Source organism: Roseovarius sp. 217, from assembly GCF_000152845.1.
In the GTDB taxonomy this organism is placed as follows: Bacteria; Pseudomonadota; Alphaproteobacteria; order Rhodobacterales; family Rhodobacteraceae; genus Roseovarius.
Window position 1 is genome coordinate 2,586,007 of sequence record NZ_CH902584.1, and the last position, 23,590, is coordinate 2,609,596.

25 protein-coding genes and 1 tRNA gene are annotated in these 23,590 nt (G+C 62.3%); 19 read left to right on the forward strand and 7 right to left on the reverse strand.

Annotated features, from left to right (window positions below; genetic code table 11):
• The first annotated feature begins 116 nt into the window (after positions 1-116).
• The 4 genes from lepA (at position 117) to ROS217_RS12305 (ending at position 4,085) form a co-directional block, all read left to right on the forward strand.
• On the forward strand, positions 117-1,916 hold the full coding sequence (gene lepA / locus ROS217_RS12290; protein WP_009818081.1) for a translation elongation factor 4: 1,800 nt from the start codon (positions 117-119) through the stop codon (positions 1,914-1,916).
• 91 nt (positions 1,917-2,007) lie between these two features.
• Positions 2,008-2,529, forward strand: coding sequence for an HU family DNA-binding protein (locus tag ROS217_RS12295; protein ID WP_009818082.1), 522 nt, complete (start codon positions 2,008-2,010; stop codon positions 2,527-2,529).
• A gap of 19 nt (positions 2,530-2,548) precedes the next feature.
• Positions 2,549-2,623, forward strand: a tRNA-Val gene (locus ROS217_RS12300).
• A gap of 835 nt (positions 2,624-3,458) precedes the next feature.
• A complete protein-coding gene (locus ROS217_RS12305; RefSeq protein ID WP_009818084.1) occupies positions 3,459-4,085 on the forward strand; it encodes a hypothetical protein in 627 nt (208 codons plus the stop codon).
• 138 nt (positions 4,086-4,223) lie between these two features.
• Here ROS217_RS12305 and ygfZ read toward each other — a convergent pair whose 3' ends face one another.
• Positions 4,224-4,970 carry a CAF17-like 4Fe-4S cluster assembly/insertion protein YgfZ gene (gene ygfZ / locus ROS217_RS12310; protein WP_040651427.1) on the reverse strand — a complete coding sequence of 249 codons (747 nt, stop codon included), beginning with the start codon at positions 4,968-4,970 and terminating at the stop codon, positions 4,224-4,226.
• A 64-nt stretch (positions 4,971-5,034) separates the two neighbouring features.
• On the opposite strand from ygfZ, the gene ROS217_RS12315 reads away from it, so the two are divergent.
• Together ROS217_RS12315 and ROS217_RS12320 are read left to right on the forward strand one after the other, a co-directional pair.
• A complete protein-coding gene (locus ROS217_RS12315) occupies positions 5,035-5,718 on the forward strand; it encodes a TIGR04283 family arsenosugar biosynthesis glycosyltransferase (protein ID WP_009818086.1) in 684 nt (227 codons plus the stop codon).
• 168 nt (positions 5,719-5,886) lie between these two features.
• A complete protein-coding gene (locus ROS217_RS12320) occupies positions 5,887-7,089 on the forward strand; it encodes a pyridoxal-phosphate-dependent aminotransferase family protein (protein WP_009818087.1) in 1,203 nt (400 codons plus the stop codon).
• Positions 7,090-7,366: 277 nt separating this feature from the next.
• Here ROS217_RS12320 and accC read toward each other — a convergent pair whose 3' ends face one another.
• The 3 genes from accC to ROS217_RS12335 form a co-directional block, all read right to left on the reverse strand.
• The gene (accC, locus tag ROS217_RS12325; protein ID WP_009818088.1) at positions 7,367-8,716 is read right to left on the reverse strand and encodes an acetyl-CoA carboxylase biotin carboxylase subunit; all 1,350 of its coding nucleotides are present in this window, start codon (positions 8,714-8,716) and stop codon (positions 7,367-7,369) included.
• A 12-nt stretch (positions 8,717-8,728) separates the two neighbouring features.
• Positions 8,729-9,217 carry an acetyl-CoA carboxylase biotin carboxyl carrier protein gene (gene accB, locus ROS217_RS12330; RefSeq protein ID WP_040651429.1) on the reverse strand — a complete coding sequence of 163 codons (489 nt, stop codon included), beginning with the start codon at positions 9,215-9,217 and terminating at the stop codon, positions 8,729-8,731.
• A gap of 149 nt (positions 9,218-9,366) precedes the next feature.
• Positions 9,367-9,909: a LuxR C-terminal-related transcriptional regulator gene (locus ROS217_RS12335; protein WP_009818090.1), complete on the reverse strand. Its 543-nt coding sequence runs from the start codon at positions 9,907-9,909 to the stop codon at positions 9,367-9,369.
• 120 nt (positions 9,910-10,029) lie between these two features.
• Here ROS217_RS12335 and ROS217_RS12340 point away from each other — a divergent pair, with 120 nt between their 5' ends.
• From ROS217_RS12340 to queF, 5 genes are all read left to right on the forward strand, one after another.
• Positions 10,030-11,508, forward strand: a complete 1,479-nt coding sequence (locus ROS217_RS12340; RefSeq protein WP_040651435.1) for a class I adenylate-forming enzyme family protein — start codon at positions 10,030-10,032, stop codon at positions 11,506-11,508.
• A gap of 87 nt (positions 11,509-11,595) precedes the next feature.
• Positions 11,596-12,294: a 7-cyano-7-deazaguanine synthase QueC gene (gene queC / locus ROS217_RS12345; RefSeq protein WP_009818092.1), complete on the forward strand. Its 699-nt coding sequence runs from the start codon at positions 11,596-11,598 to the stop codon at positions 12,292-12,294.
• On the forward strand, positions 12,294-12,650 hold the full coding sequence (locus ROS217_RS12350; RefSeq protein WP_009818093.1) for a 6-pyruvoyl trahydropterin synthase family protein: 357 nt from the start codon (positions 12,294-12,296) through the stop codon (positions 12,648-12,650). Before queC ends, ROS217_RS12350 begins: the two co-directional genes overlap by 1 nt.
• On the forward strand, positions 12,647-13,369 hold the full coding sequence (gene queE, locus ROS217_RS12355; protein ID WP_009818094.1) for a 7-carboxy-7-deazaguanine synthase QueE: 723 nt from the start codon (positions 12,647-12,649) through the stop codon (positions 13,367-13,369). The genes ROS217_RS12350 and queE overlap by 4 nt, the downstream gene beginning before the upstream one ends.
• An 11-nt stretch (positions 13,370-13,380) precedes the next feature.
• On the forward strand, positions 13,381-13,845 hold the full coding sequence (queF, locus tag ROS217_RS12360; protein ID WP_009818095.1) for a preQ(1) synthase: 465 nt from the start codon (positions 13,381-13,383) through the stop codon (positions 13,843-13,845).
• Positions 13,846-13,972: 127 nt separating this feature from the next.
• Here queF and ROS217_RS12365 read toward each other — a convergent pair whose 3' ends face one another.
• From ROS217_RS12365 to ROS217_RS12375, 3 genes are all read right to left on the reverse strand, one after another.
• A complete protein-coding gene (locus ROS217_RS12365; RefSeq protein ID WP_009818096.1) occupies positions 13,973-14,239 on the reverse strand; it encodes a glycine zipper 2TM domain-containing protein in 267 nt (88 codons plus the stop codon).
• Between the two features lie 95 nt (positions 14,240-14,334).
• Positions 14,335-15,240: a DMT family transporter gene (locus tag ROS217_RS12370; protein ID WP_009818097.1), complete on the reverse strand. Its 906-nt coding sequence runs from the start codon at positions 15,238-15,240 to the stop codon at positions 14,335-14,337.
• Positions 15,237-16,265, reverse strand: coding sequence for a DMT family transporter (locus ROS217_RS12375; RefSeq protein WP_040650566.1), 1,029 nt, complete (start codon positions 16,263-16,265; stop codon positions 15,237-15,239). The genes ROS217_RS12370 and ROS217_RS12375 overlap by 4 nt, the downstream gene beginning before the upstream one ends.
• A 342-nt stretch (positions 16,266-16,607) precedes the next feature.
• Between ROS217_RS12375 and ROS217_RS12380 the strand changes: the two genes are divergently transcribed.
• The 8 genes from ROS217_RS12380 to ROS217_RS12415 all read left to right on the forward strand — a co-directional run.
• Complete coding sequence (locus tag ROS217_RS12380; protein WP_009818100.1) at positions 16,608-17,918, forward strand: helix-turn-helix domain-containing protein; 1,311 nt, start codon at positions 16,608-16,610, stop codon at positions 17,916-17,918.
• Between the two features lie 65 nt (positions 17,919-17,983).
• Positions 17,984-18,352: a response regulator transcription factor gene (locus ROS217_RS12385; protein ID WP_040650567.1), complete on the forward strand. Its 369-nt coding sequence runs from the start codon at positions 17,984-17,986 to the stop codon at positions 18,350-18,352.
• Positions 18,349-18,615, forward strand: coding sequence for a hypothetical protein (locus tag ROS217_RS12390; protein ID WP_009818102.1), 267 nt, complete (start codon positions 18,349-18,351; stop codon positions 18,613-18,615). Before ROS217_RS12385 ends, ROS217_RS12390 begins: the two co-directional genes overlap by 4 nt.
• Complete coding sequence (locus ROS217_RS12395; protein WP_009818103.1) at positions 18,616-21,300, forward strand: sensor histidine kinase; 2,685 nt, start codon at positions 18,616-18,618, stop codon at positions 21,298-21,300.
• An 82-nt stretch (positions 21,301-21,382) separates the two neighbouring features.
• Entirely contained in the window at positions 21,383-22,411 is a 1,029-nt protein-coding gene (locus ROS217_RS12400; RefSeq protein WP_009818104.1) for a FliM/FliN family flagellar motor C-terminal domain-containing protein, read from the forward strand.
• 98 nt (positions 22,412-22,509) lie between these two features.
• On the forward strand, positions 22,510-22,836 hold the full coding sequence (locus tag ROS217_RS12405) for a TraR/DksA family transcriptional regulator (RefSeq protein WP_009818105.1): 327 nt from the start codon (positions 22,510-22,512) through the stop codon (positions 22,834-22,836).
• Positions 22,837-22,929: 93 nt separating this feature from the next.
• Positions 22,930-23,139: a hypothetical protein gene (locus ROS217_RS12410; protein WP_009818106.1), complete on the forward strand. Its 210-nt coding sequence runs from the start codon at positions 22,930-22,932 to the stop codon at positions 23,137-23,139.
• An 87-nt stretch (positions 23,140-23,226) separates the two neighbouring features.
• Positions 23,227-23,590 (forward strand): enoyl-CoA hydratase/isomerase family protein (locus tag ROS217_RS12415; protein ID WP_198134888.1); only part of this gene is annotated, 364 nt, incomplete at its 3' end.

Sequence of the window (23,590 nt, forward strand, 5' to 3'; positions counted from 1 at the left end):
TGGGGCGGGACAAAAGCCCGGACTGTGTTTGATCGGGCGCGGGTGGGCACCTGCGCCAGTGGGCGCGCATCATCCCACCTTGACCAAACGCCTATTCCCATACATATGCCAGAGCTATGACAGACCTTGCTCACATCCGCAATTTTTCGATCGTGGCCCATATCGACCACGGGAAATCCACGCTTGCCGACCGGTTGATTCAGTCGACCGGGACGGTTCAGGACCGTGACATGAAAGAGCAGATGCTCGATGCCATGGATATCGAGCGCGAGCGCGGGATCACGATCAAGGCCAACACCGTGCGCATTGATTACAAGGCGCAGGACGGCGAGATCTATGTGCTCAACCTGATCGACACGCCGGGCCATGTCGATTTTGCCTATGAGGTCAGCCGCTCCATGCGCGCGGTCGAGGGCAGTCTCTTGGTGGTGGACAGCACGCAGGGCGTTGAGGCGCAGACGCTGGCCAATGTCTATCAGGCGATTGATGCGGGCCATGAGATCGTGCCGATCCTGAACAAGATTGATTTGCCCGCCTCTGAATGCGACCGGGTGGCCGAGCAGATCGAGGATGTGATCGGGATTGACGCGAGCGGTGCGATCCGCGTCTCGGCCAAGACCGGCGTCGGCATTGCCGAAACACTTGAAGCCATCGTCAAGCATCTGCCTGCGCCCAAGGGCGACGAGGCTGCGCCGCTCAAGGCGATGCTGGTGGATAGCTGGTATGACGCCTATCTGGGCGTCGTCGTTCTGGTGCGGATCATGGACGGACGCATGAAAAAGGGCGACCGTATCCATATGATGCAGACCGAGGCCACCTATAACGTCGAGCGGATCGGTGTATTCCGGCCGCAGATGGAAAAGGTCGAGAGCCTTGGGCCCGGTGAGATCGGGTTTATCACCGCCTCGATCAAGCAGGTGCGCGATACCAAGGTCGGTGACACGATCACCCACGAAAAACGTCCCTGCGCCAAGGCGTTGCCGGGGTTCAAACCCTCGGTGCCGGTGGTGTTCTGTGGCCTCTTCCCGGTGGATTCGAACGAGTTTGAGGATCTGCGCAACGCGATCGAGAAGCTGGCGCTGAATGACGCGTCTTTCAGCTATGAGATGGAAACCTCGGCGGCGCTTGGCTTTGGGTTTCGCTGCGGGTTCTTGGGTCTCTTGCACCTTGAGGTGATCCGGGACCGGATTGAGCGCGAATACGATATCGACCTGATCACCACCGCCCCGTCGGTGATCTATCACCTGTTTATGAAGGACGGGACGCGCGCCGATCTGCACAATCCCGCCGACATGCCGGATCTGACCTATGTGAGCCATATCGAGGAACCTCGGATCAAGGCGACCATTCTGGTGCCGGACGAGTATCTGGGCGATGTGCTCAAGCTCTGTCAGGATCGGCGCGGCATCCAGATGGACCTGACCTATGCCGGCAATCGGGCGATGGTGGTCTATGATCTGCCGCTCAATGAGGTGGTGTTCGATTTCTATGACCGGCTGAAATCGGTCACCAAGGGCTATGCCTCGTTTGATTATCAGCTGCAGGGCTACCGCGAGGACAGTCTTGTGAAAATGTCGATCCTTGTGAACGATGAGCCGGTTGATGCGCTGTCGATGATGGTGCACCGGGACCGCGCGGAAATGCGCGGGCGGGCGATGGTGGAAAAGCTCAAGGATCTGATCCCGCGCCATATGTTCAAGATTCCGATTCAGGCCGCTATCGGTGGCAAGGTCATCGCGCGCGAAACGCTCTCGGCCATGCGCAAGGATGTGACGGCCAAGTGTTATGGCGGGGATGCCACGCGCAAGAAGAAGCTGTTGGAAAAGCAGAAGGCCGGCAAGAAGAGGATGCGCCAGTTCGGCAAGGTGGACATCCCGCAAGAGGCGTTCATTTCCGCGCTCAAGATGGATAGTTGAGCGCCTATTCCTGTGACGGCGCAACTCTGTCTGGCGTTATGTCGTGCTGCGCGCTAGCGTGTTTCCAGCAGCGAAACAATTGAGGCGCATCATGACGACCAAGGCCAAATCAACGAGCCCGCGCAAGACATCGACCAAAAGCACGACCAGAACGAACGCGGCCAAGCCCAAGACGGCGCGCAAACCCAGCGTGGTCAAAGAACCCGTCCCCGTGGTCGAGAGTGTGGCGGTCATTGCGCCTGTGGACAATGCGGCGAATAATGTCATCGCCCTGACCGTGACGGACACGATCCCGGCAGATGCAGGGCCGGAGTTGAAAAAGCAGGAACTGATCGACAAGGTTCTGGGCAAGGGCGATATCAAGAAGAAATACGCCAAGCCCGTCGTTGAGGCGGTTCTTGAGGTTCTGGGCGAGGCTCTGGCCGAGGGGCGCGAATTGAACCTGCCGCCAATGGGCAAGATCAAGATCAACCGGGTCCGTGATGTCGCGAATGCGCGGATCATCGTGGCCAAGATCAGGCAGTCGAAAGCGGGGTCTGGATCGGATGCCGGGACCGATGATCAGGACAGTGACGATGACATGAAAGATGAGGTTGCACAGGGCGAAGAGTGACGCTAAAAGCCCCCACGGCGGGTGATTAGCTCAGTGGTAGAGCGCTTCGTTCACATCGAAGATGTCAGGGGTTCAAATCCCTTATCACCCACCATTTCCCTCTTATCTATGCGGTTTTTCGTCAGTTCTGAATACGTGGTTTCAGCGAGGGACTCTTGCGCTTCGCGCTATCAGGACGATCTACCCGCCGGTGTAAACGCTGGCGGGTTTAAAATTTTTCGCCTACGTTAATCTTTCGGAAACTATTTTCTGGAGCTGATTATGAGAAAGATTCTGATTGCCTTTGTGATTTCCGGGACGCTGGCCGTGCCAAGTGTAGCGATTTCGCGCGTTCTTTTGCCTGTCGGCATTGGTAGCTCAAATGAGACCGTTGAGCACGGTGGTGGGTGCCGAAAAAGTTCCCCACCGGGCCAGTGCTGTCACATGGATAACAGCCAAGGCCGGGTGCATTGCCACTAACGTGATTGATACTTAACGGCCATGATATTGGCGAGGCCACTGTGGTGGCCTTGTCTGTTTGGGCTTATTGACCCAACGTCATCTTGCCCATTTCTCGGCCGGTTACAGGGTTACAAAAAATCACGTAAGTTATTGATTTTATTGACACTGTCCACGGTTCAAAGCCCTTATCACCCACCATAAAAAATCATATAAAAGCAAAAACTTAGCGGGAATTTGGGGGCGGTTTCTATGGTGCGTTATCCCTAATTTCTATTGTAGTTTGCCCCCGTCAGAGGGCTGCATTGAACGGTCAACTAAACAGGCTGGCACCGTTTTAGCTTGGTGGTGTGGATGTTCGCGGCCGTGAGGCGGTGAGTGGTGATCTGCGCCGCCGTGAGGCGGTCAGTGCTGATGTGCGCTGCGCCATGGGCGTTGACATGCAAAAAAAATAATGTTCCGATATATTATCTTTTTCGGGGGGAAAAGTTATGAAAACTATGAAACTTGCTGCGGCCATTTTTTTGGCCCTATTTTCAACAGCGGTATCGGCTAAAACTATCAATGTTGTCGCGTCTGATACAGCCGATAGCCCGGGCGTTTTTTCTTATGACTTCGGGGGCAACCTCTTGTCGCTAGATTTTACCTTCGACGTCGTCGGGGGACTGTATGACGCCACATATTCGAACGCATCAGGGGCCGCGACCTGGACCGATGGAGTGCCCCTAAGCTTTTCCGTGGCGTCAGCACAGACGTCTTTTTTCTCTAGTACTTCGGTCGGAAATCAGCTTGGCATTCGGTTCACAGGGCCGGGGACGCCCCTGCCGGGCGGAGATACGTTAGCTGACCTGTTCTTAGTTTTTAGTTTGTCGGAGAATCCGTTTACCACCACATTGGAATTGGCAGACCTGCTACTAACTGGCAGTCTTCTCGCCATCATCCCCTTCGTTGAATTTGCTGACGGAAGCGGTGCGGGCAGTGGTGGTCTCAGCGACTCCATTACTTCTTCGTCTATAAGTGAGGTGGTCCCGGTGCCACTACCAGCGTCAGCATTACTGTTGATTTTTGCGATTGGCGCTGTCGGCGCGCTGGGGTGGCGGCGGACATACGCGACCTGACTGTTCACAAAAATATATGCCAGCAGCACAGCACTCGCGGGGGGCGTTTCACCACAAACCCCGCGAGTCAGGTTTCACGCGAAACGCTCTAAAAGTCGGAACCTTTGGATCAGCCCATGAGATGCAGGCATGCCCGGTTCAGGGCGTGGTGAGGGACAATGGATCGACCCGCGCCTCGCCTGCGATCATGCCGGCCGCTGCGCGGTCGTGGCGGAGATAGGCGATGCCGCGCCCGCCGGATTGGGTGTAGAGCGTGCCTGCGGGTTTGCCCTCGGGGGTCCGGATTTCGCTGCCGATGGGGGCTGTGCCATGGACGGCGACCATGGTCAGACCTTTGCGCAGCTCGGTCTTGTGTTTCATCCGGGCCGTGACCTCTTGGCCGACGTAACAGCCCTTGCGGAAATCCACGCCATTGAGGCGCTCGAACCCGGCCTCGAGGATAAAGGTGTCAGGGGTCAGCTCTATCCCGGTTTCGGGGATGCAATGGGCCACGCGAATCCGCTCGAAATCGCTGCCGTCGTCGCCCTCTGCATCGCCATAGAGCCGCCAGCCCAAGTCCGGGTGGCGCGGGTCTGTGAGTGCGCCCTCAGGGGCCGGGCCGGTGCCACGCAGAACCTTGAGATCGGTCTGGGTGAGGGTCACGTCGGCGCGCAGTTTGTACAGGGTCAGACGTTGCAAGAGCATTGGCGCAAGGCTGTCGTCGACGTCGAGCCGGATTGCATCGCCGTGGCGTGACAGCAGGAAATCGGCCAGATATTTGCCCTGCGGCGTCAGGATGGCCGCGTAGACTAGCCCCTGATCGAGTTTGTTCAGGTCGTTTGTCACCAAGCCTTGCAGGAAATGCAGGGCATCTTTGCCGGTGATCTGCAGAATGCGGCGCGTCATGCCTCTTCCCCCGTGTTGTTCGCCCGTAATATAGGTCACGAAAGCAGACACAACAGGGGTCGTCATGCGCGCAGCACTCTCGGTGGTGATTCCGACACGAAATGCAGGGGCGAGTCTGCCTGTCTGTCTTGCCGCGTTGATGGAGGGGCTAGAGGCAGGTGTGATCCGTGAATTGGTTGTGACCGATGGCGGGTCGGGCGATGCCACGGTGCAGATTGCCGATGCGGCGGGGGCGGTGATCGTTCAGGGGGCGGCGACCCGTGGCGGGCAATTGCGGCGGGGGGCGCAGGTGGCGGGCGGGGATTGGTTGCTGTTTCTGCATGCCGATACGGTTTTGCCTGTTGGATGGGCCGGCGCGGTCAGCGCGCACATGGCGTTGGGTGGGCCTGCCGCCTTTCGGCTGTCGTTTGATGCGACCGGGGTGATGCCCGGGCTGGTGGCGGGCTGGGCCAATCTGCGCAGTCGGGTGCTGGGGTTGCCCTATGGTGATCAGGCGCTCTTGATCGCGCGCAAGGAGTATGAGGCGGTGGGCGGATTTGCCGATATTCCGCTGATGGAGGATGTCGCTATGGCGCGCGCGCTCAAGGGCGGCATTGCGCTCTTGCCGCTGGCGGTCACCACCTCTGCGGCGCGGTATCGGCGCGAGGGGTGGCTGCGGCGGGGGGCACGCAACCTCTGGACGCTGATCCGTTATCTCTGCGGGGCGGACCCTGTGCGGCTGGCTGAGGCCTATCGGCGCAAGGGCTAGAGGGGCACGGAGTTCTTGAAAAATTCCGGACAAGAGAACTTTGAATTCGCTTGTTTCAACGCGACCTGGCACCGACGATCTCGGACATACGCAACAGAGCGCGGCTGTGATTGACGCCGCTTGCCAAGGGCGTAAGGTGCGCCGCGAAGCAGCAGGAGATCCCCCCACATGAGCCTCGCCCACGGTCGCGCCTATCTGGCCATTCCCGGCCCCTCGGTCATGCCGGAAGAGGTGCTGCGTGCCATGCACCGCGCCGCCCCGAATATCTATGAGGGCGACCTGATCGAGATGACGGCGGGGCTGATTCCTGATCTGCGCGCTGTCGCGCGGACGCGCCAACATGCGACGATCTATATTTCGAACGGGCATGGTGCGTGGGAGGCGGCGCTGGCTAATACCCTTCAACCCGGCGACCGGGTGCTGGTGCCGGCCACGGGGCGGTTTGGGCATGGTTGGGCCGAGGTGGCGCAGGGGCAGGGGATCACGGTCGAGATGCTGGATTTCGGCAAGCGATCGCCGATTGATCTCAACCGTCTGGAAGAGGTGCTGCGCGCGGATCGGGCGCACGCGATCAAGGCGGTTCTGGCCACCCATGTTGATACGTCCACCTCGGTCCTCAATGACATTGCCGGGGTGCGGGCGGCACTGGACGCGGCCGGGCATCCGGCGCTCTTGATGGCCGATTGCATCGCCTCGCTGGCCTGTGACCGGTTCGAAATGGACGCTTGGGGCGTCGATGTGATGGTGGCGGGCAGCCAAAAGGGGCTGATGGTGCCGCCCGGTCTGGCGTTTGTGTTCTTCTCGGACAAGGCGGCGGAGGCGCGCAAGAAGATGCCTCTGGTCAGTCGCTACTGGGATTGGACCCATCGGGCCGATCCGCAGATGTTTTATCAATACTTTGGCGGCACCGCTCCGACGCATCACCTTTACGGGTTGCGCGCGGCACTCGATTTGATCGCAGCGGAGGGAGGGATCGAGGTGGTCTGGGCGCGGCATGACCGGCTGGCGCGCGCGATCTGGGCCGCGTGCGAGACCTGGGGGCAGGTGGGGCCGCTGGAATTGAACATCGGTGATCCCGCATTGCGTAGCCGGGCCGTGACCGCGCTGCGGATCGGGGCACCGCATGGGTCGCGGTTGCGGTCCTGGGTGCAGGATCATGCAGGTGTGACGCTGGGGATCGGGCTTGGCATGGCAGAGCCGGGTGATCCGGCGTGGCATGGGTTCTTCCGCATCGGCCATATGGGGCATGTCAATGCGCATATGGTTCTGGGGGCGCTTGCTGCGATTGAGGCCGGGCTGATGGCGCTCGATATTCCGCATGGTGAGGGCGGGCTGGCGGCGGCGGCTCGGGTGATTTCGGGGAAGAGTTAGGAGCGGTTTTGGCCTAAAGGGGGCGTTGGTTCCACGCACCAAAGCGCGGAATCAAGGTGCCGTAGGCACCGCCGCGCAGCGCCCGTCCGCCCCCTCGGGCGGGCGCTTTTGCAACGGCTCAACATATTGAAAACGCATAAGTATTTGGCGGGGATAAAGTGCCAGCCGATGAGGTCGCAGCGCCCACCCGGCGGACGGGTGCTGCGCGGCTCATAGCAAAGGTCCAACGTCCCCTTCACGCCATTCGCGTCCGTCCGGACGGTCGTTGCACCTGACCTCAGTCGCGCAGATGCGTTTCCAGCCAGTGTTCCAGCCAGTGGATGTTGTAATTGCCGGACTGGATGTCCTCTTCCTGCAAGAGCGCGTGAAAGAGCGGCACGGTGGTGTCGACGCCATCGACGATCAATTCGCCAAGGGCGCGGGCGAGACGCTGGAGGGCGCTGTGACGGTCCTTGCCGTGCACGATCAGCTTGGCAATCAGGCTGTCGTAATAGGGCGGGATCTTATAGCCATCATAGAGCGCCGAATCCATCCGCACGCCCAGACCGCCGGGGGCGTGAAACTGGGTGATCCGACCGGGGCGCGGCGCGAAATCAGGCAGCTTCTCGGCGTTGATGCGGACCTCTATGGCGTGGCCGTTGATGATCAGATCGTCCTGCGTAAAGGACATCGGCAGGCCTTCGGCGACGCGGATCTGTTCCTGCACAAGATCGACGCCAAAGATCGCCTCGGTCACGGGATGCTCGACCTGCAACCGTGTGTTCATCTCGATGAAGAAGAAATCACCCTTTTCATAGAGAAACTCGATGGTGCCCGCGCCGCGATACTGGATATTCGCGCAGGCATCGGCACAGATTTTGCCGATACGGGCGCGTTCCTCGGCGGTGATGCAGGGGCCGGGGGCCTCTTCCAGAACCTTTTGGTGGCGGCGCTGAAGCGAGCAATCGCGCTCGCCCAGATGCACGGCACGGCCCTTGCCATCGCCGAACACCTGAATTTCGATGTGACGCGGCGTGGTGAGGTATTTCTCGATATAGACCTCGTCATTGCCAAAGGCCGCCTTGGCCTCGGAGCGGGCGGTCAGGAATGCCTTTTCCAACTCGGCGGCGTTCTGCGCCACCTTCATGCCGCGCCCGCCGCCGCCGGCGGTGGCCTTGACGATGATTGGAAAGCCGATGTCAGCGCAGAGCGCCTGCGCTTGCTTGAGAGTGGCGATGCCGCCCTCTGAGCCGGGAACGCAGGGCACGCCAAGCGCCTTCATCGTGTCCTTGGCGGTGATCTTGTCGCCCATGATGCGGATATGTTCGGCAGACGGGCCGATGAAGGTCAGGCCGTGATCCTCGACGATCTGCACGAAATTGGCGTTCTCCGACAGAAAGCCATAGCCCGGATGAATGGCCTGCGCGCCCGTGACCTCACAGGCGGCGATGATCGAGGGGATCGACAGATAGCTCTCGGACGAGGCGGGCGGGCCGATGCAGACGGATTCGTCCGCCATGCGCACATGCATGGCGTCGGCGTCGGCGGTGGAATGCACGGCGACGGTCTTGATCCCCATCTCACGGGCGGCGCGGATCACGCGGAGGGCGATCTCGCCCCGGTTGGCGATCAGGATTTTCTCGAACATGTGCAGCGGGCCTTATTCGATGATCATCAGGGGCGCACCATATTCGACCGCCGCGCCATCCTCGATCAGGATGCGTTTGACGGTGCCGCCCCGCGGGGCGGGAATATGGTTCATCGTCTTCATCGCCTCGATGATCAGCAAAGTGTCGCCCTCGGCCACCTGCGCGCCGACGCTGACAAAGGCGGGCGAGCCCGGTTCGGCCTGCATATAGACGGTGCCGACCATGGGCGAGGTCACGGCGCCGGGATGGCTTGCGGGGTCTTCGGTGGGCGCTGCGGCGGCCGGGGCCGAGGCGGCGGAGGGGGCGTGCATCTGGGCGGGTGCTGCGGGGGGGGCGTAATGGGTGGTGACAGTCTCGCCCCGGCGACTGACGCGCACGTTGAGCGTGTCTGAGTCGCCGTATTCACGTTTGACCGACAGTTCGGTCAGATCGTTCTCGTTCAAGAGTTCCGCCAACGCCTTGATAAAGGCCACGTCCGATTCATGGGATTTGTTCGACATATCTTCCTCGACCACAGCGCGATGATGTCCCGTCCGGGGCTCATGGCATTTTGTTTTGGCCGCTTATAGGGCAAGGCGGAGGCTGAGAAAAGCGGCCATTGCCCAATAATCTGGGGGTGGGAGGGCAATTTTGCGAGAGGCGCGCGTATTCAGAGCGGCATGCCCGAAAGTTTGGCTACGAGTTCCGCAAGGTTGCGGGCCTGAAATTTCTCAAGCAGGCGGGCGCGGTAGACCTCGATCGTGCGGTAGCTGAGGCCGAGATCCAGGCCGATTTCCTTGGAGGTGAGGCCACGACAGGTGAGAATCGCCACTTCGCGTTCGCGTTGGGTGAGTTGCACCATGGGGCGTTCGTTAGAGAGATCGGAAAACGACCAGATGCCGCGCTGAAACGGGGCCTCGGGGGTGAGGGATTGGCCGCGCACCCGGCACCAGAAGAGCGTGCCATCGCGCCGTTTCATCACCCGCTCGTCGGAATAGCGCCCGGTCTTGCGCATGATCGAGAGCGCATCCGCCCCGATGCGGCGATAATCCTCAATCGAGGGGTAATAGCGGGCAAGGGGGATGTTGATGTAATCGGTAGGGGCATCGCCAAAGATCACGGCAAATTTTTGATTGCACTGCCGGATGATGCGGTGTTCCAGCAGCGCGAGGCCCACGGGGGCGTGGTCGAAGGCGAGTTCCTTGATCTCCATGGCGGTCTCCATGGCCCGTTTATGGCGCGCGGGATGCGGCGCGCCAAGGGCTTTGCGTGTTTCTACGGAATTGTGCCGGGGCTTTGTCGGTGGTTTGGTGGCGACGGGGAGGATTGGGTGATGAATATCGGGATTTGGCTGGAGCGGGCGGCGCAGACGTGGCCCGCGCGCGAGGCGCTGTTTCAAGGTGTCGACGTGGTCGCGGATTATGCGGGGTTTGACCGCGCGGCGCGCGAGGTGGCGGGCGGGTTGATGGCGCAAGGGGTGGTTGCCGGCGACCGGGTGGCGATTTTCATGGGCAATGCGCCCGAGTATCTGCTGGCGCTCTATGGCATCTGGTATGCCGGGGCGGCCGCTGTGCCGATCAACGCCAAGCTGCACGGGGCAGAGGCGGCGTGGATCATTGCGGACGCGGGCGCAGCTGTGGTTCTGGCGGATGCGGCCCGGCGGGAGGCTTTGGCCGCAGAGGGCGTTGCGGCGCAGGCGGTGGCGCGGGGCGAGGCCGTGGCCGAGGTGGAGACCCGTGCGCCGGAGGATCTGGCGTGGCTGTTTTACACCTCCGGCACCACCGGGCGGCCCAAGGGGATTCGGATCACGCATAGGATGCTGGTGGCGATGTCGCTGAGCTATCTGGCGGATGTGGATGAGGTGACGGGCGCGGATGCCACGCTTTATGCCGCGCCGATGAGCCATGGTGCGGGGCTCTATGCGATGGTGCATGTGCTGCGCGGGGCGCGGCATGTCTGCCCTGCGTCGGGCGGGTTTGACGAGGCCGAGATTTTCGATCTCGCGCGGCATCATGGTCGGGTGCATATGTTTGCGGCCCCGACGATGGTCAAGCGGCTGACGGCGCGGGCGCGTTTGAGCGGCGAGACCGGCGCGGGGCTGCGCAGCGTGGTTTATGCCGGGGGGCCGATGTATCTGGCCGATATTCTGGAGGCGGTTGAGGTCTTTGGCCCGGTTTTCCTGCAAATCTACGGGCAGGGGGAATGCCCGATGGCGATCACCGCCCTGTCCCGCGTCGATGTGGCGGACCGCAGCCATCCGCGTTGGCGCGAACGGCTGGCCTCTGTCGGTCGGGCGCAATCGGTGGGGGAGGTGCGGATTGCCGATGAGACAGGCGCGGGGGTGCCGCCGGGCGAGGTCGGTGAAATCCTCGTGCGCGGCGATGCGGTGATGCCGGGGTATTGGCAGAACGTCGAGGCCAGTGACAAGGCGCTCAAGGGCGGCTGGCTCTGGACCGGCGATCTGGGGCGGATGGACGCTGACGGCTATGTGACCTTGCAGGATCGGTCCAAGGATATGATCATCTCGGGCGGCAGCAATATCTATCCACGCGAGGTGGAGGAGGTGCTCTTGACCCACCCGTCAGTGATTGAGGCGGCGGTTGTGGGGCAGATGGATGCCGAATGGGGTGAGATTGTGGTGGCCTTCGTGGTCTGTGACGGGGCGTTGGATGAGGCCGCACTCGATGCCCATTGCCTGAGCCAGATCGCGCGGTTCAAGCGGCCCAAGCGCTATATTGCGGTGCCGGACCTGCCCAAGAACAATTACGGCAAGGTGCTCAAGACCGAGTTGCGGGGGCGTTTCGCCGAGTAACCCCACCTTGTTTTCGCCGCGCAAAGGCGCTAGATGCGCGGGGTCGAGCGGTCGCAGCCTACCCGCTTTAAAAAACAAGGATGAAAGATGAGGACGATTGTTATCTGCTCGGGCGGGCTCGATTCCGTATCGCTCGCCCATAAGGTGGCCGCCGAGCATGAATTGGCGGGGCTTTTGAGCTTTGATTACGGGCAACGCCATGTGAAAGAGGTGGAGTACGCCGCTGCTTGCGCGCGCCGTCTGGGCGTGCCGCATAAGGTGGTGGATATTCGCCAGATTGGCGCGGCCCTGTCGGGATCGGCGCTGACCGATGATGTGGCGGTGCCGGATGGGCATTACGCCGAAGAGACCATGAAAATCACCATCGTGCCCAATCGCAATGCGATCATGCTGGCCATCGCCTTTGGCATGGCCGCGGCGGAAAAGGCCGATGCGGTGGCCACAGCGGTGCATGGCGGGGATCATTTCATCTACCCTGATTGCCGCCCCGGTTTCATCAACGCCTTTCAGGCGATGCAGGATGCGGCGCTGGAGGGCTATGCCGAGGTCAAGCTCTATACGCCCTATTTGCAGGGGTCCAAGGGCGATATTGTCACCGATGGGGCCAAGCATGGCACGCCCTTTGCCGAGACATGGTCCTGCTACAAGGGGGGTGCGCGGCATTGCGGGCGTTGCGGCACCTGTGTCGAGCGGCGCGAGGCGTTTCATCTGGCGGGGGTGGTTGATCCGACCGACTATGAGGACCGCGATTTCTGGCTGGCGGCTGTGGCCGGGCGGGGGGCGTGATGTACCGGATCACCAAGGAATTCCATTTTTCCGCGTCGCATCAGCTGTTTGGCCTGCCTGAGACGCATCAATGCGCGCGGCTGCATGGGCATAATTACATCGTCGTGGTGGAGCTGACCGCCGCCGAGTTGAACGCGCATGGGTTCGTGCGCGATTACCTCGATCTGGGCGATCTGAAGCGGTATATTGATGACGCGCTGGATCACCGGCATCTGAATGATGTGCTGGGCGATGGCTGTGTGACCGCAGAGCGGATGGCCAAGCATTTTTACGACTGGTGCCATGCGCGCTGGCCGGAGGTGACGGCGGTCAAGGTCAGCGAAACGCCGAAGACCTGGGCGGAGTTTCGTCCGTGAGCGACGCGATCCGGGTATCGGAAATCTTTGGGCCGACGATACAGGGCGAGGGGGCGCTGATCGGTCAGCCGACGGTATTCGTGCGCACGGGGGGCTGTGACTATCGCTGTAGCTGGTGCGACAGCCTGCATGCGGTCGAATCGGCCTATCGCGAGACTTGGGTGCCGATGAGCGCTGAGGCCGTGATGGCCGAGGTGGTGCGCCTCTCGGGCGGCCGGGCTATCATGGTGACGCTGTCGGGGGGCAATCCGGCGATCCAGCCGCTGGGGGCGTTGATTGATCTGGGCCATGCGCAGGGCTATCGGTTCGCGATGGAAACTCAGGGGTCCGTGGCGCGCGACTGGTTTGCGGCGCTTGATATGCTGGTGCTCAGCCCCAAGCCGCCGTCATCTAGCATGGTGGTGGATTGGGCGCTGTTCGAGGAATGTGTTGCGGCGGCCAAGGGCGCGGCAAGCGTGCTCAAGATCGTGGTGTTTGACGAGGTGGATTACCAATGGGCGCGGCAGGTGGCGGGGCGTTATCCGCATCTGCCGCTCTATCTGCAACCGGGTAATCACACGCCGCCACCGCCCGAGGACGATGCCGCGACCGTCGATCAGGCGGGCATTGATGAGCGGATGCGCTGGCTGGTGGAGCGGGTGACAGGCGACGGATGGTTTGAGGCGAAGGTGCTGCCGCAACTGCATGTGATGCTCTGGGGCAACAAGCGCGGGGTGTGAAGGAGAGAGCGATGAGCGAAAATATCTACAAGGACCTCAAGCAGTTGGGTGGTGCTGCGCAGATACCGCAGAGCCCCGAAGAGGCGCTGTTGGAGCGGGTGAGTAATCCGCAGGCGGATGTGCTCTATAACGTGCGGTTTACCGCGCCCGAGTTCACCTCGCTCTGTCCGATGACCGGCCAGCCTGATTTCGCGCATCTGGTGATTGATTATGTGCCGGGCAAATGGCTGGTCGAGAGCAAGTCGCTCAAGCTTTATCTCACCAGTTTCCGCAATCATGGGGCATTCCATGAGGATTGCACGATTTCGATTGCGCGGCGCCTGGTGGCGTTTCTGGAGCCGCAGTGGCTTCGGATTGGCGGCTATTGGTATCCGCGTGGCGGCATTCCGATTGATGTCTTCTGGCAGACCGGGGCGATGCCCGAGGGGGTCTGGATTCCTGATCAAGGTGTGCCACCCTATCGCGGGAGAGGGTGAGGGGCAGGGTTTGGCCTGACGGGGACGTCGGCCCAGCGATTGCGCGGCGCCCTTCGGGCTTGATGCCGCGCGTAAGCGCCGCTTGGGGCCGACGTCACCTAAAGGCCAAGACCCTCCACTTTTCGCATCAGCAGGGCACGGTGCGATAGGTGCCGTCGCCATTCGAGTAGGCGCATTGGTTCTTGGCGGTGTTGCGGGCCACAAGCGTGCCTGCGGCAGCCCCTGCCAGTGCCGAAACGACGGTCCAGCCGGAATCGGCGTCAAAGGCGGAGGCGAGCAAGGCACCACCGGCTGCACCGGCTGCGCCGCCGACCAGTTCCCGGTCGCTGACGCCCTGCATGCAGCCTGCAAGGGCGAGGCTGGTGACGCTGGCGAGAATGAGACTGCGGTTCATGGTAATCCCCTTTTGATTTGGTTTGAACACAGGATTCAACGCAGGGTCGGGGGATTTGTTCCATCCGGGAGACCGGAGGAGCGGCGGATATCCGATCACAGCATCGGTGGCGGGGGTCTGCGCCGCGCGCCCGAGAGGGCGTTGCCCGCAATCGCAGTCAAAAGGATCGTGCCGCCGATCAGGGTATTCGGGGTGGCCGTCTCGCCGAGCACAAGCCAGACCCAGACCGGGCCCAGCACCACTTCGGCCAAGGACAGAAGCGTCAGTTCGGCGGCCGGCACGGTCTTGGAGCCGATGGTATAGAGGATCAGCCCCAAACCCACCTGAAACACGCCCATTCCGAGCGAAATCCCCATGTCGCCGGGGGTGATCCCGAGCGACAGGCCAAGCCAGAGGCAGATGATCGCCATCAGCACCATGCCAAAGACACCCGACAGAAAGACGGCGGGCATCATCTCTGTTGCCTTGCCCCAGCGGAGGGTGATGGTGAAGGTCGCAAACCCCACCGCAGAGCCGATGGCGGCGAGATTGCCCAAGAGGGCGGCCCCGGCGAACTTGTCCCAGACCATCACCGCGATGCCACAGCCCGCAACGAGAATGGCGACCCATGTCTGGGGCCGCACATATTCGCCAAGGATCACACGGCCAAGGACAGCGGCCAAGAGGGGAGAACAGGCGAAAAGCATCATGGCATTGGCGACGGATGTGGTCTGGATGGCAAAGATCGCGCCTGTGTAGGCCGCAACCAGTGACAGCCCGCCAATCACCCCCGGCCAACCCATGCGCCACGCAAGGCGCAGCGGATCTTGTCCGGTGCGCAGGCGGATCACCCCATAGAGCAACAGCGTCATCGAGACAGAGCGGTAGAACAGAATCTGCCAGACCTGCGCCTCGTCGATCAGGCGGATGCCAAGGCCCACGGTGGACCAGACCAGACCTGCGAGAAACACAAGGGCATAGCCGCGCAGGTCACGTTCGGACCGGGTCAGGACGGTGGTCATTTGGCGCTTTCTTCTTCGGGGATTTGCGGCGGAAGGGGGCTGCCGGGGGCAAAGATCGCCTCGGCGGTGACAGGCACCTCGTCGCTATGGCGCGCTGCGCGCAATTCGCGCCAGCCGAGATAGAGGCCAGAGGCAATGATCAGCGTCATACCGGCAAGGACATTCAGCGCCGGAACTTCGTCCCAGAGCACATAGGCAAGGATCGCGGCAAAGGGCAGGTAGGTATAGTCAAAGGGGGCCACGAGGCTTGCGTTGGCGATCTGGTATGCCCGCGAGACCAGCGAATAGGCTGCCATGCCGATGACCCCCAAAAGGGCAAGGCGTGGCAGGTCGCCAAAGGCCTCGGGTGGTAATTCCCAGCGCAGGTGGTGGGTGGCCGGGGTGATCTCGATCACCTGATTGACCAGCCAGCCCATCGGCAGGATCAGCAGCCCGGCGAAGGTCAGGGTATAGAGACCCACGGTCAATGTGCTCTCGCGGTCGCCGATCTGACGGGCGATGATCTGCGAGATGGCGTAGGTCACAGCGCAGAGCAAGGGCAGGATCGCCACCCAAGAGAAATTCTCGCCCGCCGGGTTCATGGCGATCAGCACGCCGATAAAGCCCACGACGAGGGCCGCGCAGCGATGCGGTCCGATGGTTTCACGCAAGAACACCGAGGCGAAGAGTGCGGTGATCAGCGGCGCGGAGAAGAAGATTGTGCTGACCTCGGCCAGTCCCATGAACGGGAAGGCCGCGTAGAACATGGAAAAGCCTGTGGCGAAGAGGAAGGCGCGCAAGAGATGCAGCGGCCAGAGCGGCGTCAGCAGGCGGTGTGGGGCCCCGAGAATCAAGATGAGCGGCGTCATCACCAAGAGGGTCACGATGGAGCGCACGAAAATCAGCAACCAGACCGGATAGAGGGTCAGCAGCGTTTTCATCATGGCATCCTGCCCGACAAAGAGCAGCATGGCGATCTCGACGCAGAGTATCCCCTGCAGCGCGCGCGACGGCGCGGGGGTGGGATGTGCCGAAAGCGTGGCCATGGGGGTCCATTTCTATCAGTTTGGCGCGCGCGCCGCAGTGTCCTAGGGTCGTCTCAGGCTGGGGAGATCAAAAGCGACTGTCGCGCCTCTTTGCGACGCGGATGCGTAAAAACCGGGCAGGGGTCTGCGCGGCCTCTCGGGTGCTGAGGGCCATTGGGGCGGGGTCGCAGGCTTGTACGAAAACGTGACCTCGGATATCGACGTAAGAATATTGCGCGCCGCGTTATTTTCGTGGAATAAACAGGCTGTAAACTTATAGACAAGTCTTGTGCGCTTGTTGTAAAAAAATTCTCGCACTCACAGATTGCCCACAGATAGCCCTCCGGGACAAGGACTCGCCAGATGCCGGACCGGCTCATGATCGGCACCAGAATTCGCGAGAGGCGGGTGTTGAACGGTATCCGGCAATCGGATTTGGCGCAGCAGGCCGGGATTTCGCCCTCCTATCTCAACCTGATCGAGCACAATCACCGCCGGATCGGGGGCAAGACCCTGCTCAAGCTTGCGGAGGCGCTCAAGGTTGAGCCGTCGCAATTGACCCAAGGGGCTGAGGTGACGTTGATTTCCGGTCTGCGCGAGGCGGCGGGCAAGCCGGATACGGATGGGCCTGAACTGGACCGGATCGAGGAATTCGCCGGGCGCTATCCCGGTTGGGCGGGGCTGTTGAACGAGCTGCGTCGCCGCAATCAGGCGTTGGAGCGCACCATCGAGACATTGACCGACCGGCTGGCGCATGACCCGTTTCTGTCGGATTCGCTGCATGAGGTGATTTCGGCGGTGACGGCGATTCGGGCGACGTCTTCGATTCTGGTCGAAACCGAGGCGATCGAGCCGGAATGGCAGGCGCGGTTTCATCGCAACATCAACGAGGACAGCGCGCGGTTGACCGAAGGCGCGCAGGCCTTGGTGCGGTATCTGGAGGCGGCCCCCAACACCGAGGCGGAACTGACGTCGCCACAGGACGAAATGCATGCCTTTCTGGCCGCGCGCGGCTATCATCTGGCGGAATTGGAGCGCGAGATGGCGGGGCCGCGCGATGTGGCGCGGTTGATCGAGGCGGCCGCGGCGCAGGGCATGTCGAGTCCGGCGCAGAGCCTGACGCGCGACGCGCTTTTGCGGTATATGGAGGATGCGCAGGCCTTGCCGCTCAGGGCGTTTCTGGCGCGGGTGGGGATGCTGGGGCTAAGGCCCGACCGATTGGCAGAGGCGACGGGGGCGGATATGGCGCGGGTGTTCCGGCGTCTGGCGAGCCTGCCGGAGGCAGAGGTGGGGCCGGTCGGCCTGGTGATTTGCGATGCGTCGGGCACCTTGACATTTCGCAAGCCGATTGGCGGATTTGCCATGCCGCGTATGGCGGGGGCCTGCACGCTCTGGCCGCTCTATCAGGTGCTGAGCCAGCCGCAGGTGCCCATTCGGATGCGGTTGCGGCAGGCGGGGCGCGGGGCCGAGGTGGTCGAGGCCTTTGCCGTGGCCGCACAGGCTGTGGCTGCGGGTTTTGATCGACCGCCGCTGATGCAGGCGCTGATGCTGCTTGTGCCCGATCCGGGCGAGGCGGGGGGCGAGTTGCGTCAGATGGGGGTGAGTTGTCGGATCTGTCCGGTGCCCGACTGTGCGGCGCGGCGTGAGCCGTCGATTGTCGCGAAAGGATTGTGACGGGATGGACCGACAGACAGACGTGCGGCAGCGCCTGCGCGCGCAACGGAGGGGAGGCCAGTTGCATGAGTAAGAGGGTTCTGGTGATCGAGGATGAACCGAACATCATCGAGGCTGTCAGCTTTATCCTGTCGCGGGATGGCTGGGAGGTAAAGACCCACGCGAATGGCCATGATGCGATGGAAGCGGTGCGCGCCCGCGCGCCGGATCTGATCATTCTGGATGTGATGCTGCCCGGCAAGAGCGGCTTTGACATCCTTCAGGAAATCCGCGCCGATGCCGTCTATGGCCGCACGCCGGTCCTGATGCTGACGGCACGTGGCCAGACCAAGGATCGCGAGATGGCAGAGCGTGCCGGAGCCAGCCAATACATGACCAAGCCGTTTTCCAACGCCGATGTTCTGGCGGCGGTACGGGCGCTGGTGGTGCCATGAGTCCCGAACGCAGCCCGTTGTTTCTGGCGCGGCGCACCTATCGGCTGCGGCGTTTGTCGGATGCGGCGCGGATGCTGCCGATTGCCGGGGCGGTGTTGTTCTCGCTGCCGCTCTTGTGGGAGACTAGGGAGGTGCGCACCACGGATGCGATGTTCTATATCTTTGGTCTCTGGATCGTGCTGGCGGGGATCTCGGGCGTGATTTCGACGCGGCTGCGCCCGACTGATACCGAGGATGACCCGAAAGGATCGCAGGAGCGCTAGATGACGATCCTCAACGCCCTCATCCTTGTTTGCGTGCTTTATGTGGTGTTTCTCTTTGCCGTGGCCTTTGCGGCGGATCGTGCGGCGCTGCGCGGGCGCGGAAGCTGGCTGCGCTCGCCCTATGTCTATACGCTGTCGCTGTCGATCTATTGCACGGCCTGGACATTCTACGGCGCGGTCGGTTTTGCCGCGCGGTCGGGGCTGGAATTCGTCACGATCTATCTGGGGCCGACGTTGATCATGATCGGCTGGTGGTGGACCCTGCGCAAGATGGTGCGGGTGGGGCGCAGTCAGCGGATCACCTCGATCGCCGATCTGATTTCCTCGCGCTATGGCAAATCCAACCTGCTGGCCGTGATCGTGACGGTGTTGGCGGTGATCGGCACGACGCCCTATATCGCGCTGCAATTGCAATCGGTGACGCTGTCCTTTGCCGCCTTTGCCGAGACCGATCCCACGGCCACGACCCTGCCGGATATGCAATCCACGGCACTTTGGGTGGCGGGGGGGCTGGCGCTCTTTACCATTCTTTTCGGCACGCGCAATCTGGATGCGAACGAGCGCCATCACGGCGTGGTCATGGCCATCGCGCTCGAAGCGGTGGTCAAGCTCTGTGCGCTCTTGGCGGTCGGGATTTTCGTGGTCTGGGGCCTATCGGGCGGGGTGGCGGCGACGCTCGACCGGATCGACGCCTCGGCCATTGCACGCTTTGAGGTGTCGGGCAGTCGCTGGGTTGGTCTCACGATGCTGTCGGCGGCGGCGTTTTTGTGCCTGCCGCGTATGTTTCAGGTGATGGTGGTCGAGAATGAGGACGAGGACCATCTGCGCACGGCGGCCTGGGCGTTTCCGACCTATCTGATGTTGATGAGCCTCTTTGTCGTCCCCATCGCGGCGGTGGGGCTGGAGGTGATGCCGGCAGGGGCCAATCCCGATCTCTTTGTGCTGACCCTGCCGTTGATGGATGGGCGCGACGGGTTGGCGATCCTGTCGTTTCTGGGCGGATTCTCCAGCGCCACCTCGATGGTCATCGTCGCCGCTATCGCGCTCTCGACCATGGTGTCGAACCATGTGGTGATGCCGCTTTGGCTGCATTTTTCGGGAAGTGCGGCGATGGTGTCGGGGGATGTGCGGCATGTGGCGCTGCTTGCGCGGCGGCTCAGCATCGCCGGGGTCGTGCTTTTGGGCTATATGTATTTCCGCCTGTCGGGAGGGGGGACTGCGCTGGCGGCGATTGGCCTGATCGCCTTTGCAGGTGTGGCGCAGTTCATGCCGGCCTTGATGGGCGGGCTGTTCTGGCGCGGAGCTACGCGCACGGGGGCCTTGGCGGGGCTCTGTGTCGGGGCGACGGTGTGGATCTATTGCCTCTTCCTGCCCAGCTTTGGACCCTCGGTTGTGCTGCCGCAGGTGGTGTTTGACGAGGGGCTCTTTGGCCTGCAGTGGCTGCGGCCCCGCGCGCTCTTTGGGGCCGAGGGGATGGACCCTGTGGTGCATGCGGTGCTGTGGTCGATGCTGCTCAACACCGCCGCCTTTGTCCTTGGCTCGCTGCTCAGCTTTCCGCAGCCGGTCGAGCGGTTGCAGGGCGCGCAATTCGTCAATGTGTTCGATCATTCCGGCACGCCCGGCGGCTGGACCGGCGGCATGGCGCAGAGCGAGGATCTGTTGATCATGGCGCAGCGGATCATGGGGGCGACCGAGGCGCAGGCGCTCTTTGCCGAGGCCGCGAGGCGGCAGGGGCTGGCGGGGTATCTGCCCGAACCCAGCCCGACGTTCCTGCAAGAGTTGGAGCGGGAATTGTCGGGGTCGGTCGGGGCCGCGACGGCCCATGCGATGATCAGCCAGATCGTCGGCGGCGCGGCGGTCTCGGTCGAGGATCTGATGGCGGTGGCGGATGAGACCGCGCAGATCATGGAATATTCCAGCCAGCTTGAGGCGAAATCGCAGGAACTGGCCCGCACCGCACGGCAGCTCCGGCAGGCCAATGAAAAGCTGACACAGCTTTCGGTGCAAAAGGACGGGTTCCTGAGCCAGATCAGCCATGAGTTGCGCACGCCGATGACGTCGATCCGGGCGTTCTCGGAAATCCTGCGCGACACCGGGGATCTGACACCAGAGGAGCAGAACAAATATGCCTCGGTGATTCATGACGAGGCAGTGCGCCTGACACGGCTCTTGGATGACCTCCTGGATCTCAGCGTGTTGGAGAATGGTCAGGTCGTGCTGCATGTGCAGACGGGATCGCTGGCGGATCTCCTCGACCGGGCGGAACGCGCGGCGGGGGTGCAGGGCGGCACGCTCCGGGTGGTGCGCGACCGTGGGGCCGAGGCTGTGGAATTGACCACCGACCTTGACCGATTGGCGCAGGTATTCATCAATCTCATCGCCAATGCACGCAAATATTGTGACGGGCAGCCGCCGGTGCTGACCATCCGCACAGCCGTGGTGGACGGGCAGTTGGTGATTGACTTTACCGACAATGGATCGGGCATCGCACCTGCACAACAGGCTGTTATATTTGAGAAATTCTCGCGCATTGGGCAGCACAAGGCGGGGGGGGCGGGCCTTGGCCTTGCGATTTGCCGCGAGATCATGGCCCGGTTGGAGGGCGCGGTCAGCTATTTGCCGGGACAGAAGGGCGCGGCATTTCGCGTGACCTTGCCACTGATGGCGCGCATGGCGGCGCAGTAGCGGCGCGCGGTTTTCGGCCCCGCCTAAAGGAAATCGTAACCAAGCCTGCCTAGGGTTGCCCCATGAGCTTCAGAAGGGGGCAATGGCGCTGGCTATGGGGTCGCAGGATCACGGTTCGGTCATTCAACGCATGGCACAGGCGGCACGGGGCGGGTTTGACAGCCGTCAAATGTCCCCGGCCAAGGCGTTGCGGCTGGCGCTTGCACGGGTGGCGGATTCGCTCTTTGGCCTTGGCATCACGGTCGCGACGGTCGAGCAGATGCGTTTGCCCTTGGCTGAGGTTGCCCAGCATGTGAGCGATGAGGGACTCTTGGTGCATCTTGATGGCGCGGCGGGCACGCGGGGGGCGCTCTGTCTTGATCCGCAGTTTCTGGCGGGGTTGATCGAGGTGCAAACCACGGGGGCCGTGCGCCCCGCCGTGGCGCGGCCGCGTGCCGCCACACGCACCGATGCGGCGATGGTCGCGCCGCTGATTGATGCGGTGATGGCCGAGTTTGACAGCCAGATGACAGCCGAGGTCGAGGGCTATCTGGCGCGCGGCTTCAGCTTTGGCGACTTGGTCGAGGATATGCGCGCGCTGTCGCTTGTGCTTCTGGCCCCAGATTACGACTTGCTGCGGCTGACGGTCGATTTGGGGCCGGGGGCCAAGACTGGGCATCTCGACCTGCTGTTGCCGGTGGTGCCACTGCCCGTCCGCGCAGCGCCCGGGGTGGGCGCATTGGGGGACGGCTCGGCGCCTCTGGACCAGGTGGTGCGTACTGCGCCGGTGGTGCTTGATGCGGTGATGGGCCGGTTGCGGCTGCCGTTGCGCGATGTCTGGGCGTTCAAGCCCGGCGATTTGGTGCCGATCCCGCGTGAGGCACTGGGCGAGACGCAGTTGGTGGGCACCAAGGGGCATATTGTGGCCATCGCACAGCTGGGACAGATGAACGGCTGGCGCGCGCTGCGCCTGATCGCGGGTGGGGCTGCGCCGCTGCCCGACCGGCCCGACCCAGAGGATGAGACCGCGACGCAGGTGCCGGTTGCCAGTGCCGCAAGCGCATCGCCGCCGCGCACGGGGCGCGATCTCGTGTCTCTGTCCGATGCCGGTCAGAGCCGGGAGCCGGTGTGAACCGGCGCTTTGGTGCCGATCAACCTGCCTCGGTTGACTTGCATCAATGACCGAAGCGCGCCGGTTTGATAGACTGAGGATAATCAGGGAGGGTTCTCATGCTGGAGACAGAAAAGTATCGGTCGGCGCTGATGGCGCGTCTGGGTGAATTGGATAAACGCCTGCACGCGATTGAAGGTGAATTGGATTCAACAAGATCCAAGGATTGGGACGACGCCGCGATCGAGCGCGAAGGTGACGAGGTTCTCGAGCATCTGGGTCAGCATGGACAGGAAGAGGTGGTGCGAATCCGTGCTGCGCTCGACCGCATCCGCAAGGGGGCATATGGCATCTGTGCCAAATGCGAAGAGCCAATTTCCGCCGACCGGCTGGATATTCTGCCGGAAACCCCGCTGTGTCGGAGCTGTGCTGCGCAGCTATCCTGAGATCGGTCACGCATCTGTTACGGGCTCGGCCTATGTTGTAGCCTCAAGGAAAAAAACACGTTAGAGTTGCAATTGCCACCAGGGAGGACGACCATGACCAATACTTGCACTGAGCTTGATCGCCTACAGCATCAAATTGGGCAGGCGGATGTCGAAAGCCGCCACAGACTGGAGCCGCAGTTGCGCCGCATGATCGAGCGGCTGCGCGCCGAGGGGCTGGCGGTTCCCGACCAGACCAAGAGCCTGCATGAGGTCTTGCTCTGCGAGGCTATTGAGGCACAATTCGAGAACATGCCGGTCTGATCCTGCCGCTTCTTCCGTCAGACGCTTGCGCATGGGGATTTTCCCCTTAGAACTAGTGTGCAGGTGCGTTTGATCGGCGGGGGCGGTGTGACAGGGCAAATACGTCAAGAGTTGCGCGACGGGGTGGCGGTGCTGCTGCTCGATCGGCCTGTGGCCAATGCCTTGGCTGCCGAGCTGCGCGCAGATTTGCGGCGCGCTCTGGAGGCCGCTGCGGTGGCTCAGGATGTGCGCGCCGTTGTTCTGGCAGGGGCCGGGACGGGGTTTTCCTCGGGCGTGGACCTGACGGAATACGATGGCCCTTTGGCGGAGCCGTGGATTGATACGCTCTCCAGTCTGATTGAGGACTACCCCAAGCCGGTGGTTGCCGCCCTGCATGGCACCACGTTCGGGGCCGGTCTGGCGCTGGCGCTGGCGGCACATGCGCGCGTGGCACAGTCCGAGGCGCGATTGG